14 protein-coding genes are annotated in these 14575 nt (G+C 34.7%); 7 read left to right on the top strand and 7 right to left on the bottom strand.

The window, feature by feature from the left end; all coding sequences use genetic code 11:
• Nucleotides 1–49 precede the first annotated feature (49 nt).
• The 3 genes from ACM39_RS05235 to ACM39_RS05225 all read left to right on the top strand — a co-directional run bounded on the left by ACM39_RS05235 (nucleotide 50) and on the right by ACM39_RS05225 (nucleotide 2673).
• Entirely contained in the window at nucleotides 50–1636 is a 1587-nt protein-coding gene (locus ACM39_RS05235; RefSeq protein ID WP_048509987.1) for a patatin-like phospholipase family protein, read from the top strand.
• A 23-nt stretch (nucleotides 1637–1659) separates the two neighbouring features.
• The gene (locus ACM39_RS05230) at nucleotides 1660–2130 is read left to right on the top strand and encodes a hypothetical protein (protein WP_048509986.1); all 471 of its coding nucleotides are present in this window, start codon (nucleotides 1660–1662) and stop codon (nucleotides 2128–2130) included.
• Between the two features lie 222 nt (nucleotides 2131–2352).
• Nucleotides 2353–2673: a hypothetical protein gene (locus tag ACM39_RS05225; RefSeq protein WP_048509985.1), complete on the top strand. Its 321-nt coding sequence runs from the start codon at nucleotides 2353–2355 to the stop codon at nucleotides 2671–2673.
• A gap of 59 nt (nucleotides 2674–2732) precedes the next feature.
• On the opposite strand, the gene ACM39_RS05220 is transcribed toward ACM39_RS05225, so the two are convergent.
• The 6 genes from ACM39_RS05220 to ACM39_RS05195 form a co-directional block, all read right to left on the bottom strand.
• Nucleotides 2733–3284, bottom strand: coding sequence for a DNA-3-methyladenine glycosylase I (locus tag ACM39_RS05220; protein ID WP_048509984.1), 552 nt, complete (start codon nucleotides 3282–3284; stop codon nucleotides 2733–2735).
• Nucleotides 3281–3601 carry a MazG-like protein gene (locus ACM39_RS05215; RefSeq protein WP_048509983.1) on the bottom strand — a complete coding sequence of 107 codons (321 nt, stop codon included), beginning with the start codon at nucleotides 3599–3601 and terminating at the stop codon, nucleotides 3281–3283. The genes ACM39_RS05220 and ACM39_RS05215 overlap by 4 nt, the downstream gene beginning before the upstream one ends.
• Before the next feature lie 387 nt (nucleotides 3602–3988).
• Nucleotides 3989–5563, bottom strand: coding sequence for a DHA2 family efflux MFS transporter permease subunit (locus ACM39_RS05210; protein WP_048509982.1), 1575 nt, complete (start codon nucleotides 5561–5563; stop codon nucleotides 3989–3991).
• Between the two features lie 442 nt (nucleotides 5564–6005).
• The gene (locus ACM39_RS05205; RefSeq protein WP_048509981.1) at nucleotides 6006–7109 is read right to left on the bottom strand and encodes an HlyD family secretion protein; all 1104 of its coding nucleotides are present in this window, start codon (nucleotides 7107–7109) and stop codon (nucleotides 6006–6008) included.
• 21 nt (nucleotides 7110–7130) lie between these two features.
• Entirely contained in the window at nucleotides 7131–8444 is a 1314-nt protein-coding gene (locus tag ACM39_RS05200) for a TolC family protein (RefSeq protein WP_048509980.1), read from the bottom strand.
• Nucleotides 8428–9054: a TetR/AcrR family transcriptional regulator gene (locus ACM39_RS05195; protein WP_048509979.1), complete on the bottom strand. Its 627-nt coding sequence runs from the start codon at nucleotides 9052–9054 to the stop codon at nucleotides 8428–8430. The genes ACM39_RS05200 and ACM39_RS05195 overlap by 17 nt, the downstream gene beginning before the upstream one ends.
• Nucleotides 9055–9469: 415 nt before the next feature.
• On the opposite strand from ACM39_RS05195, the gene ACM39_RS05190 reads away from it, so the two are divergent.
• Both ACM39_RS05190 and ACM39_RS05185 read left to right on the top strand, forming a co-directional pair.
• Nucleotides 9470–9925 (top strand): Hsp20/alpha crystallin family protein, encoded by a 456-nt coding sequence (locus ACM39_RS05190; RefSeq protein ID WP_048509978.1) that lies wholly within the window; start codon nucleotides 9470–9472, stop codon nucleotides 9923–9925.
• 100 nt (nucleotides 9926–10025) lie between these two features.
• Nucleotides 10026–11222: a cation:proton antiporter gene (locus tag ACM39_RS05185; RefSeq protein WP_082140530.1), complete on the top strand. Its 1197-nt coding sequence runs from the start codon at nucleotides 10026–10028 to the stop codon at nucleotides 11220–11222.
• Nucleotides 11223–11264: 42 nt separating this feature from the next.
• Here the strand turns inward: ACM39_RS05185 and ACM39_RS05180 are convergent, their stop codons facing one another.
• Nucleotides 11265–12383 (bottom strand): ATP-binding protein, encoded by a 1119-nt coding sequence (locus ACM39_RS05180; RefSeq protein WP_048509977.1) that lies wholly within the window; start codon nucleotides 12381–12383, stop codon nucleotides 11265–11267.
• Between the two features lie 303 nt (nucleotides 12384–12686).
• Here ACM39_RS05180 and ACM39_RS05175 point away from each other — a divergent pair, with 303 nt between their 5' ends.
• Both ACM39_RS05175 and lptC read left to right on the top strand, forming a co-directional pair.
• The gene (locus tag ACM39_RS05175) at nucleotides 12687–13982 is read left to right on the top strand and encodes a membrane protein (protein WP_048509976.1); all 1296 of its coding nucleotides are present in this window, start codon (nucleotides 12687–12689) and stop codon (nucleotides 13980–13982) included.
• Nucleotides 13983–13984: 2 nt separating this feature from the next.
• Nucleotides 13985–14575 carry an LPS export ABC transporter periplasmic protein LptC gene (gene lptC / locus ACM39_RS05170; protein WP_048510338.1) on the top strand — a complete coding sequence of 197 codons (591 nt, stop codon included), beginning with the start codon at nucleotides 13985–13987 and terminating at the stop codon, nucleotides 14573–14575.

The raw sequence follows: 14575 nt of genomic DNA, 5'->3' as shown, positions 1-14575 counted from the left end.
GAATCATCTTATCTGAAGTACTTAACCATACACAAACACCAATTCAACCATGAAAACCGAAATCCTACACAAAATTCTCGAAGAAAATGTACTTTCCGGAGAGTCTAAAGAAAAGCTCAAAGCTTTACATGAAAACATATCGACAAAAGAGTTTTCTGATCTTTTAGATGTCAACGGGAATCAGTATGTAGAATTTGTGCAGGAGGGCGGCGGAGTTTGGGGAAGTGCGCTTGTGGGTTATCTTTATGGTTTGGAAATTTTCGGGGTACGGTTTTTAAAAGTTGCAGGAACGAGTGCCGGAGCTATTAACACAATGCTTATCGCGGCCTGTAAAACCAAAGAAGAAACAAAAAGTGAAATCATCAAAGACATACTTTTCGACTGGAATTTTGCCGATTTTATGGATGGAAAGCCTTATGTAAGAACAACCATTCATGCAATCCTGAACAATAAAAATTTCATTAAAATAAACATTATCCTGGCTGTTGTTTTAATGGTAATGCTTCTCATTGTTCCTTTTGCAACCCCTTCTGATACCACCTTACGGGCAAAACTTCTTTTTCTGGTTCCGTTAATTCCTATTATTATCGCTTTGATTTGTTTTAACAAATTTTACAATGATTTTAGAAAACAAAATAGCGGATTGAATCCCGGAAACGTTTTCCTAACTCAAATGACAGATGTTCTGAAAAGTTTTGGAATAAAAACCGTTGCCGAGCTGAATGAAAAATTCATTCAGAAAGAGCATCAGCTCAATCTCAATTACCGCTACGGAAACGGAATGGAATATTATACTATTGCTTTAAACAATATTGAGGAAATTAAGGTGAATAACGCAGAACACATCGACCAGACCCGCTATAAAATATTCTATGAAAGTGCCGTAAACAATGATTATTATAAAAACAACCCTTTCTATCAGCTAAAATCAGAATACATTGTCATCACCACCGATATTAATGCTAAAATAAAAGTCGAGCTTCCGACAATGGCCAATTTATACTGGTCGGAAGAAGAATTAAAGAAAATAAGTCCGGCAGAGTTTGTGCGGGCTTCTATGTCTGTTCCTTTTTTCTTTGAGCCTTTTCAAAAACCCGTTATTGCAACGGATGATTCCGTAAAATACGCATGGAAATTCTGGATGAATATCAAACCTGAAGAAATCTATCCTGCCGGGATTTTCATAGATGGGGGAAGCATTTCAAATTTCCCTATTGATTTGTTTCATTCCAGTGATGTTTTTTACCCAAGAATGCCTTTGTTTGGCGTACAACTGACCAGCGATTCCGACATTGCTTCCGAAAAGGGGAAAACCAGCGAGCAGATTATGAAAACCCCTTTTTCTTACGCCGGAAATATCATTAGTACCCTAAAAGGTTTTAACGATAAATCTTTTCTTACCAAACATACTTTTTATCACCAGTTCAGCATTCAGACTGTTAATTGTGGAACAAGCAGCTGGCTGAATTTTTTCATGAAAAGAGAAGAAAAAGAAGAACTTTTCAACAGAGGTTTTCAGGCAGCTCTTGATTTTCTTAACAACTTCGACTGGGAAAAATACAAATGTGAAAGAATGATGCTTTCCATGAAAGAGAAAAAGATTTTGAAGGAAGAGGATACACCGACGGTGGGATAAGAAATTTTGAGTAATTTTAAAAAATGAATTGGGTAATTAGAAGTACAAAAACAATAAAATTCCATACTAACTTAAAGGAAATTATACAATCTATTTGGAAAGATCTGACTGACTATAATTGGATATTAACTGATTTGGATTTCCTTTCAAATGATAACAAAATTCCTATTAATTATGATCACGATATTTTTACTTTAAATAATAAACAATTTGAAATACTTTATAAGTCTGATATTCAAATAATTTGGGGGATTATTTCTGCAATTCCAAAAAATACTGATTTGAATTTAAAATCAATTTCAACTTTGTCTGTTGAAGATGAAAAAGTTTGGAAAGATAAATTTTTAATTCCAAAAGCTTTTGTCGAGATTGTGGCTTTCGATAGCAGCTACACAATTGTCAAATTTAAAGATGAAAAGCTTTCTGACAAGTTTAAAGAATATTTTAAAGAGGAAGCTATAGATTTAGAAAAATTTAACAAAAAATATTTTTAGTAATTTTAATCACACCCCAAACAAATACTATATGAAAAATCCCTATCTTTTCTGCTATTATTTTTTGTAATTGGTTTCGGAACTTTTATCAATGCTCAAAAAATCACTGACGGATAGTCAATAGACCTCAACGGAATGAACGTAACCTTTTTAGCATTTTAAACAAAGAAAGTATTGAAGCTGGCGGAAAACCGTATGACCAGCTACAAAGTTTAGGCTTCCGTGAAAAATACATCTGATAAATCTTATAATATCAGATTGATGTCTTTTTCGCAGATTGTCACCAATATCGGAATCGTAGAACTTAACTGCATTAATGCAACGGGTGCGAAATTGCTCTCAAAAAAGATCCAGTTGAAAATGAAAGCTCAAATTATCAATGTAACTTACTCTGCGTACGACAAATCTGGAAAATTCACCAACAGCATTATTCCTGTGACAGGAAGTTATTATTTTGATATAGGGAATACTATCAGTGATGATGCTATTTTTATCGTTCCAAAAGGCGAAAAACATGATGCAACGGTAAGAAGTTTAAAATAATTCAAAATTTAATCTATAAAAAATCCTTTCAGACGAAAGGATTTTCTGCTTAATCTAAACTATTTATCATTCCACTTCGGATTTTGTTTCAAAACCTCATCATAAACAGGACAGCTTTCATCATGGCAGCCTTTCAAGAATCCGATGCTCATTAAAAATTCATTTACAATTTCACCACCGGTAAATTTGAATGTTTTCTTAAAAATCTTCATCCATTCCTGTAATGTTTTCGGATGATAATGCTCCAGCCATTTTTCAAACGAGCCAAATTCTTTTTGCAATTCAATAATTGTTTTTGCGTTTTCAATCGCTGCATTGACCTTTAATTTATTTCTAATAATACCCGGATCGTTCAACAGCCTTTCTCTGTCCTCTTCTGTGTAGGCTGCAACTTTTTGAATATTAAAATTGCTGTATGCATTTCTAAAGCTCTCTTCCTTTTTCAAAATCGTTTCCCAACTCAGCCCTGCCTGATTAATTTCCATAATCAGTCTTCCGAACAGTTCATTATCATCATGAATAGGGAAACCATAATGATTATCATGATAGTTTTTATGAAGTTCTCTTCTGCTTTCAGGCTGCATTCCATTAATGGCTAAACAATAACTCATTTAAGTATTTTCTCTGTTTTAGTTAAAAATTTTTCCAAAGCCATTCTAACATCAATCCCGGTTCGGTCTGCTAAGATAATCAACCACCAAATATTCTCGGCTAACTTATGTTCCAATTCTTCTGCTGAATTATTTTTTGACCATGTTTTCTGATATGACATTACATTTCTGCCCACCAATCCCGCATCTGTAAGATAAGCCAGAGCATCCTGCTCCGGAGTCCACTCACCTCCATTTTGTTGAGTTTCCAATTGATGATATTTCTCCCTGATTTCAAGAGAACGTTTTATAATTTCATCGAAATTATTCTGACTCATTGTTTTTATATTTTAATAATATAAAGATATGACAGTGTTGTGACAAATGTTTGTCAGGAGAGTTTTTTATTTTAATAATTCCGTGAGGTTCTGATTGAACGGATGGCTAGAATTAAATAATTTTTGAACCATTAAGAGTTTAATTAAGAGTTAAGGTGCTTTGGCTACGCCCAGCATTACTGTGAATAACTTTATGCAAAATTTAGCGTTAATATTAGCAATGTCATGCTGAGCCTGTTATATTTTTTTCATTAATATAGATTCCTCTTTTCAGAATCGTAGTGCCAGGAATATGCAAATTCATTTATTAAAATTCCAATAAAAATAAGCTTCAAAAACAAGAAAACCTCCACAATCGCAGAGGTTTTCCTGTTATTTTGATAAAATTTAGTGTACACCACTCAAATCTATTTTTTCTTTGCTTTTTCGTTCTTTAATAAATAAGATAAACGGAATACATATCAGGAATATCACCCCTAAATAAAGGAAAACATCCATGTAAGAAAGTACTGTTGCCTGTTTTGTTACTGATAAATCAAGCATTTTGTAGGCTGCATTCATCGCCGCATCAGGAGTCATTCCTTTTGACATGAAGCTTGCTTTTAATGCATTCAGTCTTTGTTGAACCGCAAAATCAGTTTCATCCAAATGAGAAATTAAACTCACCCTATATTTCTGGCTGGCATTCGCAATAAACGTAGTAATTGCCGCAATCCCGAAAGAACCTCCAAGCTGTCTCATCATTCCTGTAAATGCCGCCCCCTGACCAATTTCCTGACCTTTCAATGTGCTTAATGACAATGATGTAATCGGGATAAATAACAGTCCCAGACCCGCTCCTCTCACAATCAACATCCAGAAAAAGGCATCTTTACTTGTATCCGGAGTCAGAATTTTGTAACCCCAGAAACTGTAAATAAAGAAGATCAATAATCCCAAAGAAACAAGGATCTGCTGTTTTGCGCCTTTTGATAATAATCTACCGATAATAGGCATCATGAAAGCTGTTGTCAATGCCGCAGGAATCATCAAAGCACCTGATTGAAGGGCTGTCCAACCTAAAATACTCTGAGTATAGAGGGGAACAATAAATGTAGAGCCATACAATCCGAAACCTAGTACAAAGGACATTATCGTTCCGATTCTTAAATTTCCGTTCTTCAATACACGGAGTTCCACAATCGGATATTTGAAAGTAAGCTCCCTCCAAAGGAACAATATAAATCCTAAGACTGCAGAAATGGTAAATATTACAATCCATCCGCTTGCAAACCAGTCTTCTTCATGGCCTCTTTCCAAAATATATTGCAATGAACCGACTGTCACTGCCAATAATCCAATACCCAGCCAGTCTACATCCGAAGCTTTTCGTTTTTCTGCATATCTCGGACTTTTTACAAACTGAAGTGTCATCAAGGTCGCTGCAATACCGATAGGAATATTAATATAAAAAATATAAGGCCAGCTAAAGTTATCTACAATATATCCTCCCAATGGCGGGCCTAATGTAGGGCCAATAATTACCCCAAGACCATAAATCGCCTGAGCCATACTTCTTTTTTCAATCGGATAAGATTCCGTAATAATCGTCTGTGAAGTTACCAATAAGGCTCCCCCACCGATTCCCTGCATCAACCTGAAAAATACCAGTTCCCAAATATTCGTTGCGTTTCCGCATAAGAATGAAAATATGGTAAATATAATGATGGAAGCAGCGAAATAATTTCTTCGTCCAAACTGTTGAGAAAGCCAGCTCGTCATCGGTACAACGATTACGTTACCAATGGCGTATGCTGTGATCACCCAGCCGACTTCAGAAAGAGTAGCTCCAAGATTTCCCTTCATCTCATTCAGGGCAACATTTACAATCGTGGAATCTACAATCTCAAGCAGAGCACAAAGAATTGCCGTAATCGTAATGATTACTCTTCGGGCTCCATATTCTACTAATGAATCTTGCATAGTTTTTTATTGGTATTAAAAAATTAAGAGATTATGAGATTCAGAAATTTTAGAAATCAGAACAAGTTTTTACGAACTAACTTTGCTCTCAATTATAATTAAATTCCATCCTGTATTAATAAATGAAATGATTAAAAATTTTATTAATACAGTAACTTCCAAATCTCTTAATTCCTTAATATTTTAATTATTTTTTAAAAGTGAATTGCCAACTATCAATCAACTAAGTTGTCTTTTTTACTACTTCATCTTCCAACTCATTATTGATTTTCATTTACAAACCGATATCAACTTTATTGTCAATTTGCCACTTCATATTACTTTCACCATTGACTTTCATCTGCAAAACGGCACCTGCTTCATTATCAATTTTACACCTTCATTTTACATTCACAATTCGACCTGCCTCTGCAAAATTGACAATTCACTTATTTTTTTTATATTATTTCAAAGAAACTTCTGCTTTCACGTTCATTCCTGTTCTTAATCTTTTTGCGATATTTTTATCAAGATTCACAAAATCTATTTTTACGGGCAGTCTCTGAACCACTTTTACAAAGTTACCACTCGCATTATCCGGAGGAAGTATTGAGAAAGTAGCACCTGTTGCAGGGGAGAATGAGCTTACAACTCCTTCAAATTCCTGATCAGGAAAAGCATCAATCTCGATTTTTACTTTTTGTCCTTCCACCATTCTGTCAACCTGAGTTTCTTTGAAGTTTGCCACAACCCATTTTTGATCATTTTTAACCAAAGCAAATAACTGTGCGCCAGCCTGCAGATATTGTCCTGCCTGAATTGGGACTTTTCCAACATATCCGTCTTCAGGAGCCACGATTACAGTATATGACAAGTTTAATTTTGCATTTTCAACATCTACTTCTCTTTGTTTAGCCACAGAACCTGCAACGCTGATTTGTTGAGAGCTTGCAGCCGTTTGAGAAGATGCGATATTGGTTTGCTGAGCTATTTGGTTTCTCTGATCAATTAAAACCTGCAGCTGTTTATCCGCAGTTTGCTTTGCAGCTAAAGCCTGCTCGTATTGTTGCTCAGTAATTGAATGGTCTTTCACAAGATTTGCATATCTTTTCAGGTCCTGAGAAGTTTTCCAAACGTTAACCTTTGCAGCTTCTATTTGTGCGTTTGCAGTAGTTACCGCAGCCTGGGAAGAACCAATATTCTTTGAAGTGGCAGTAGTGGTAGCTTCTGCATTTGAAATATTGCTTTTTGCTGTAGACAACGCCGCCTGAGCCTGCTGAAGAGCCATTGTCTGATCTTTATTATCTAAAATAACCAGTGTATCACCTTTTTTTACGAATTGGTTATCTTTTACTTTTACTTCGGTTACGTATCCAGAAATTTTAGATATTACCGGAGACATGTTTGAAGCAATTTGAGCATCATCAGTTTCTTCGTGAGACTGGCCGTAAGTATAAGTTCTGTAGCCGTAGATCCCTCCACCGATTAAAACAACCGCCAGGATTATTGGGAAAACTAAACTTTTCTTCTTTTTAGGTTCAGTTGCCTGTGTATTATTATTTTCCATTTTTGGTATCGTTCTTAATTTTTATTTAATTGTTAGAGTTCCTGTAGTTTGTAATAGTTTTCTGTAAGCCAATGCTGCATCTGCTTTAGCATTAATTACCCCGACATTTGCCGAAATCTGAGCTGCATCTGCATCCAACAATTCTGTCATTGTTGCAAGGCCGTTATCATATTTATTTTTTGTGATTCTGTAGTTTTCATTAGCTTGCTCGGCAGATTTTTCGAAAACTGCGATTCTCTTTTTGGAGTAATCTGTATTTTGATATTCTCTGTTTACATCAAGCTTAATGTTGTCGTTTAATAATTCATTATTCGCAGCCAATTGCTTTTCTCTAGCCTGAGACTGTCGCAAAGATGAATTTTCTTTCCAAAGGTTTGATAAATTGTAAGACACTCCCAATCCTACATTCACAGCATTGTACACCGTAAGAAATTTAGGAATATCTGCTGCTACATAACCTCCTGTAAATGCAATTGAAGGAAGATTTTCTGCTTTTGCAGCTTTTGTTCCCAATGCAGCAGCTTCTCTTTGCTTACTTAAAGCCTGTAAATCTTTACGATTTTCTTTAGCTTCATTTACATAAAAATCAACAGGTCTCACATCACTTCCTTCATCAATATAGTTTTGGTCAACTTCAATTTCAGTAGTTTCAGGAATACCCAATAACAAATCCATATTGATGTTTGCAATATTGTAATTGTTTTTTGCTTCCAATAATTGCAATTCGATATTTGAAGTCTGAAGATTTGCTTTTAATCTATCGTTTCTTGCTATTATGCCGTTATTTTCCATTTTAAGGAAAGTTTCATCTCTCTTTTGAGAAGCAGTAAGGTTTTCCTCTAAAACTTTAATCGATTGATTTGCCTTAAACAAATTATTATAAGCCTGAGCAACATTATAAGCAATTGCTATTTTGTCATTTTCAGTGCTTAATTTTGATGCTTCCACCAAATATTTTGCAGACTGAATACCGTATTTTATTCTTCCTCCACTGTAAATCGGAACGCTGAGATTGGCAGATCCGTACACAACCTGATGCACCTCCGGACCTCCTGCGCCTGAAACACCCGGAAGTTTGATATCAATAGTCGGTTTTATGGGAAGATACATATAGCTTCCTGAAACTTTAAGTTCCGGAAGTTGTCTGTTCTTCGCCTCCAGAAGATCCGCTGTAGCTTCTTCTATTTTCGCTGCATCAATCTTCAGATTTTTGCTGTTTTGGATACCCAACTGCACAGCTTCATCAAGAGTAAGCATTTTTTTCTCCTGAGCATTTATGTTTGCAACCCCTATAAATAGGGCCAGTGCAAGGACTGAGTTATTTATTTTCTTCATAACCTAAAAGGTCTTTTAGTAAATATTTAATATGTTTATTAAGTTCTGTGTAATATTTTTCATCAAAAATTTCATCTTCTTCGGTATTATTCAGGAATTCTTTATACATTTCTTTTGCATTTGATGCATAAAATAAGGTGCCGCTTACCGTCGCATGAAGAAGATAAATTGGGGGATTTTTCGTAAAAATTCCTTTTTTCAGTCCACTTTCCAGGACTTTAGAATACATATTGATAAAGCCCATTTTCGTTTGCTTCAAAAACTCTATCATTTGAGGATTTTTCGTATGAAGCTGTTCTCTCTGCATAATTCTGTAGAAACATTTATGATGCCTCACCCTTCCTGAAAACTGATCAACAATCTTTTCTATTTTTCCCCATTCATTGATATCGGTTCTTTCTAAAATATCTTTTGAAAAGAATTGCCCTTCATTCATCCTGTATTCAACTAATTTCTCATAGAGCTTTTCTTTTGAACCGAAATAGTAGGAAATCATAGAAATATTTACATTCGCTGCTTTTGCAATTTCCCTGGTAGAAGTTCCTTCAAAACCCAGCTCAGCAAATAGCTTTTCGGCAGCATATAATATATTTTCTTCTTTTGATACCATCTATTTTCTATTTTCAGGGGGCAAATTTACGCAAGTTTTACAACAAATCAAACGATTGATTGATTTTTTTAATTTATTTTTGTATATTGAGCAACGCAACCTACTTAAGTTACTGATTTAATGTTCATTAAAACCCAAAAAAAAATCATTAAAGATAATTTCAGATTTTCAATTACATTTCGCTCAGAAAGCAATGGTTAGAATACAAAAATAATGAATCAGTAAAACTAATATCCAGTTTGCTAAACATTAGATATAAATACAGGTTATTTTTACAGGCAAAATTTGCCTCTTTTTATGACATTTTTTCAGCTTGTTCTGACATTTTTTCCTCTTCAGGTATTTGGTATGCTGTTTGTGCGCTCTCAAATGTGTTCATTAAATTTATTGTTTAACCTTAAAAAATGGTTTTATTATGTCAATCGTAAAAAGAAACAATGGCAGTTTGCTCCCTGCAAATCCACGTACGCTGTTCGATGACTTTTTTAGCCGCGAACTTTTTAATTGGGGCAATAATAATTTTTCTTCTACTCTCACCACTCTTCCTTCGGTAAACATCAAGGAGAGCCCGGGAAATTACGAAGTAGAAGTTGCAGCACCGGGTATGGAGAAACAAGACTTCCAAATTACCCTGGAAGGTAATCTCCTTACCATCTCTTCTTCGAAAAAAAATCAGAAGGAAGAGAAAGATGACAATTATACCCGTAAGGAATTTAGCTATCAGTCTTTTCAACGCAGCTTTGAGCTGCCTAAAAATGTTGTTGACGAGGATAACATCCAGGCTAAATATGAAAACGGAGTTTTAAAGCTGACGATCCCGAAAACGGAGGAGGCTAAAAAACAAGCCCCTCGACTCATCGAGATCAAATAATCATTATTTTTCTTCATAAAATTGGTTTTCCTTACCCGGAAAACCAATTTTCTATCATCTTCACCTAATCAATTCATCAATTTTTTAAACATAATAAACTATGAATGGCTTACTTTGGTCAATATGCGTATTATGTCTTACCACATTAGGGATAATGTTCCTGCTGAAGAAACTGAACCAGCCTTATCTGATTGCTTATATAATAGTAGGAATAGTTCTGGGACCCCATATTTTAGGAATTTTTACCAACCCGGAAGAAATAGAAGTCATAGGTGAAATAGGAATTTTACTTTTAATGTTTTTTCTCGGGATGGAAATCAACGTTCCTGATAAACGGAGTTTACTGATAACACCTGTGGTAGCTCAGAGTATAAAAACTCTTTTGAGTATTATATTTGCTTTTTTAGTAGGTAAGATAATAGGGCTTTCCTTAAACAGCATTATCCTGATCGCTGTACTTTTTGTGTTTAACAGTACAGCAGTGGTCAGCGAATTTTTAAAAAAGCATAATGCTTTAAAAACAGCTTTCGGCATCACAATTTTAAATATGCTGATATTTCAGGATCTGCTTCTTGCCCCTGTTTTAACCCTGCTAAAAGCATGGAATAAGGAAGATTTCAATTTTATACAGATTATATTTCCTATTATGGTGTGTATTGCCATTTTCTTTGTTGTCAAAAGGATAAGAACTACACGGGAAATTAAACTGCCGAAACTGTTCAGGGCAATTGAAAATGATCATGATTTGCAGGTATTTTTTGGACTGTTTATCTGTCTCGGATTCGGATTGCTTGCTGAAACAGCAGGGTTAAGCGGTGCGCTCGGAAGTTTCATTGCCGGGGTGATGGTAGGTAAAGTAAAAATATTCCATTGGCTTGAACACTCTTTGATACCTTTTAAAGTTTTCTTTGTTACCCTGTTTTTTGTTTCAATAGGTTTGCGTCTTGATCTTTATTATCTCTATTCGAATTTCCGAATCATTTTACTGGGAACATTTTTTGTACTGATAAGCAACAGCTTCATGTCAGCAATTGTTTTCCGATTATTAAAATACAATTGGAGAGACAGCTGGTACGGAGGAGCCTTGTTATCTCAAACAGGGGAGTTTGGGATTCTTGCCTTATCTGTTGCATATAAAACTGAAATTATTGAATATAGTCTTTATAAGGCAGGCCTGGGAATAACCTGTTTATCTCTTTTGCTTTCTACCATATGGATTGCCATATTAAAAAAAATAATTGACAAAAATCAAAATACCAGAATAGGAAAAGTTTTGAAACATAAAAATTTAGGATAACATATTTATGATATAAAAACTCCGGCAGTATTGCCGGAGTTTTTATGAACTCTTATGAATATATCTTGATAGCTTTATACCTAAATCAGTCCATACAATTTTGGGATTCCCGTTTCGGGTAAGGTGTAAATCGGCGGTACTGATTTCTTCTAAAATACTTTCAATATTAGCTCCGCTAATGAATTTTGAAAAACCTGCCCAGTTAAAACCATTGGCATCAATTTTTTTATACACTAAACTTTCCGACTGGTAATTCTGAAGTAAAGCCAATCTGAAAATTTCCGAGCAATAATTTAAAAAATTCTTTTGTTTTTCTCTGTTCCAGCCGGCAATTTCTCTTGCCCAGAAAATGATACTTTTTAGAAATTCAGGTTTCTTTTTTACCATAAAAGCATCGCGGACCCATTGAACAAACAATTTTTCAAACTCTTCATTCTTTGTTCCTGACTGTAATAGTTTCATTGCATCATTCAAATCTCCCTGGGCTTCATGAATAATTTCTTTTACCTTTTCATCAGAAATATTGAATTGCTTTTTTAAATAAGCTCCCAAATCCTCGTCAGTAATTCTCGGAACTTCTACAATTTGAGTTCTCGAAAGAATTGTGGGAAGAATATCATTTGTACTTTCGGCAGTCAGAAGAATGATTGTCTTTGCGGGCGGTTCTTCCAAAAATTTCAGGAATTTATTTGAAGCGGCAACGTTCATTTTATCTGCTCTCCAAACGATAAGGATCTTTGTTCCTCCTTCGAAACTTTTAAGTGAGAATTTTTGATTTTGATCATCTATTTCATCAGCAGAAATAAAAAGCTGTTTGTTTTCAGACTCTAAAAAAGCTGTCCAGTCATCATAGCTTGAATAAGGAGAGCTAATGATCATTTCCCTGAACTCCTCAAATTTATTTTTACTTAAAGAATTCTTATTGTCAGTGAAAACCGGAAAACTGAAGTGTAAATCAAGATGGTTTAAATGTTCTACTTTTGAAGCTGCATGCTCATTTTCCCGGCTCAAAACCTCTTTAGCATACGCCAAAACCATTGGCAATGTTCCGTACCCTTCCCTTCCTACGAAAAGCTGGGCGTGGCTTACTCTGTTTTCGGCGATACTGTCTCTAAGAAGTTTTTTCAGATTTCCTTGTCCGGCAATGTTCTCCCAATTCATGTTCCAAAGATAAAAAATCTTCGCTCATTTTTTTAAATTATACTTTAATTTAAATTTAATATTCTTAAAAGCTATTGACTACTGATAGAAGGAAATGCCAATAATCAATTTAGAATAAAATTAAAACTATATACAAGCTGCTTCTGTACCTGAGTGCCTTTTTAATTTTATAAAATCTATATTTTTATTTTGAAAAAATTGTGTTTTCTGCCTAAAGACAAGGCCTTAACAAACTTTAACCACATATAATTTTTACAATTCATTAATATTTAAGATATTTGCGCATTATTTTAAAAATAAAGAATGAAAAAAATCTTTGTACTATCATTCATATCGGTTGGATATTTCCTTAATGCGCAGAGTTTAAGCAACTCACCATATGCAACTTATGGAATAGGAGATGTAAAATATGATAATACGATTGAAACTGCCTCAATGGGCGGTATATCAACAGCCTATATTAGTGATTTTACCGGTAGTTTCAATTTTGCAAACCCTGCGAATAATGCTAATTTCGAGCTTACAAGTATAAAATTGGAAGCTACCAACGAAAACAACTATTTTAAGACCAACTTTAACAATACAAAGTCTACAAAGCATTCTACGTATCTTTCAAACATATCATTGGCTTTCCCTATCTCCTCAAAGATAAAAATGGGACTTTCTTATCAGCCGTACAGCTCAAAAAGCTATGACATTCTTAATTCAGAAATAAGAAAAGACGATGCCGGAAATGATATCACCGTAGCCAACCGTTTCAAAGGAAGTGGTACTTTGAATACCGCTCAGATGGCACTTGCTTATAAAATCACTCCTGAATTTTCTGCAGGTTTGAGAGCTAACCTGTATTTTGGTACTCTTTATGATACTAATGAAATAGCATATTCCAATGCTGAGCTAATTAATGGTTATGAAACTAAAAACAAGATTAAAAATTTCAATTTTACACTTGGTGCGAGTTATCAGAAGCTGAACACAAGTACAGATCGTAAATTGACGATTGGTGCTACCACAACTTTTGGGAATACAAATGGTAATATGACGACTGATTATACAAACAGTACGTATTATTACACAGCCGGTGATGTAAAAGCCGGGCAAAGCTTTATAGAACAGAAAAGTACAAGTTCTAAAAACCTTCTTCCGTTACAGGCATCATTGGGTGTAGGATACGGGGAAGAAAACAAATGGTTTTTATCCGGACAGATTGATTATAAAAAAGGAGAAACAATTAGCTATTTCGGAACTACGTTAGATTTCGAAGATTCTTACAGAATTTCTGCGGGGGGGTGGTATCTGCCAAACTATAACAATTTCAGAAGTTATTTCTCAAGAATTGTTTATAGATATGGAGCATTCTATGAAAAAGGAAATCTAAAAAATATAGTTGGCAACAACATTGATAAATTTGGTATTTCGGCAGGTGTTATGCTTCCTTTCAAAAACAGCAGCATAACAAGAATGAGTGGTCTGGAGCTGGGTTTAGAGGTTGGGAAAAGAGGTACTCTTAAAAATGACTTAATCAATCAGAACTTTATTAACCTGAGAGTTGGTTTCAATTTTGCTGATAAATGGTTCAGAAAAACTCTATACAACTAAGAATGAAGTTTTTTCAAAACATATCATATAAAAATATAGCATGCCTTTTTAGTTGTGCTATATTTTTTATATTGACATCCTGTGAAGAAGATTTAACGAAAGCAAACGGTACTCAAAGTAAAAATTTCCCTTCACAGATCATTAATAACGCTAATATTATCCAGAGAGATTCCGGGTTTGTAACCATGCGGGCAACTGCTCCCATTATTGAAAAGTATGAGCTTATTGATACGCCGTATGTGGTAGCAAAAAGGGGAATCAACATCCAGTTTTTTGATAAGAAAAAACCTAAAGTTCCAGGAAGAATTACAGCAAAGTATGCCCGCTTTTTTGAAACTAAAAAATTCTATGAAGCAAAAGGCAACGTAAGAATCACAACCAATGAAGGTCAAAAGTTTGCGATGCAGTCTGTGTACTGGGATCAGAAAAAACAGAGGATTTACACACACGACACCGTGTTTGTAACAATGGAAGACGGCTCTACTCTAGTCGGAGCAAAAGGTATGACCGCCAAAGACGACTTCTCAGAATACACTTTCTACAAAAATACCGGAGATTTCAGCACCGCGAAAATCTCAGAATCTAAAAAATAA

It is taken from the genome of Chryseobacterium sp. FH2 (assembly GCF_001045455.1).
Classification (GTDB): Bacteria; Bacteroidota; Bacteroidia; order Flavobacteriales; family Weeksellaceae; genus Chryseobacterium.
The sequence above is the reverse complement of the archived record's forward strand: the minus strand, read 5'-3'. Positions and strand labels throughout refer to the sequence as shown.

Coding starts and splice junctions, on each gene's coding strand:
- ACM39_RS05235 (WP_048509987.1), top strand. CDS start 50: ATGAAAACCGAAATCCTACACAAAATTCTCGAAGAAAATGTACTTTCC.
- ACM39_RS05230 (WP_048509986.1), top strand. CDS start 1,660: ATGAATTGGGTAATTAGAAGTACAAAAACAATAAAATTCCATACTAAC.
- ACM39_RS05220 (WP_048509984.1), bottom strand. CDS start 3,284: ATGAGTTATTGTTTAGCCATTAATGGAATGCAGCCTGAAAGCAGAAGA.
- ACM39_RS05215 (WP_048509983.1), bottom strand. CDS start 3,601: ATGAGTCAGAATAATTTCGATGAAATTATAAAACGTTCTCTTGAAATC.
- ACM39_RS05210 (WP_048509982.1), bottom strand. CDS start 5,563: ATGCAAGATTCATTAGTAGAATATGGAGCCCGAAGAGTAATCATTACG.
- ACM39_RS05205 (WP_048509981.1), bottom strand. CDS start 7,109: ATGGAAAATAATAATACACAGGCAACTGAACCTAAAAAGAAGAAAAGT.
- ACM39_RS05200 (WP_048509980.1), bottom strand. CDS start 8,444: ATGAAGAAAATAAATAACTCAGTCCTTGCACTGGCCCTATTTATAGGG.
- ACM39_RS05195 (WP_048509979.1), bottom strand. CDS start 9,054: ATGGTATCAAAAGAAGAAAATATATTATATGCTGCCGAAAAGCTATTT.
- ACM39_RS05190 (WP_048509978.1), top strand. CDS start 9,470: ATGTCAATCGTAAAAAGAAACAATGGCAGTTTGCTCCCTGCAAATCCA.
- ACM39_RS05185 (WP_082140530.1), top strand. CDS start 10,026: ATGAATGGCTTACTTTGGTCAATATGCGTATTATGTCTTACCACATTA.
- ACM39_RS05180 (WP_048509977.1), bottom strand. CDS start 12,383: ATGAATTGGGAGAACATTGCCGGACAAGGAAATCTGAAAAAACTTCTT.
- ACM39_RS05175 (WP_048509976.1), top strand. CDS start 12,687: ATGAAAAAAATCTTTGTACTATCATTCATATCGGTTGGATATTTCCTT.
- lptC (WP_048510338.1), top strand. CDS start 13,985: ATGAAGTTTTTTCAAAACATATCATATAAAAATATAGCATGCCTTTTT.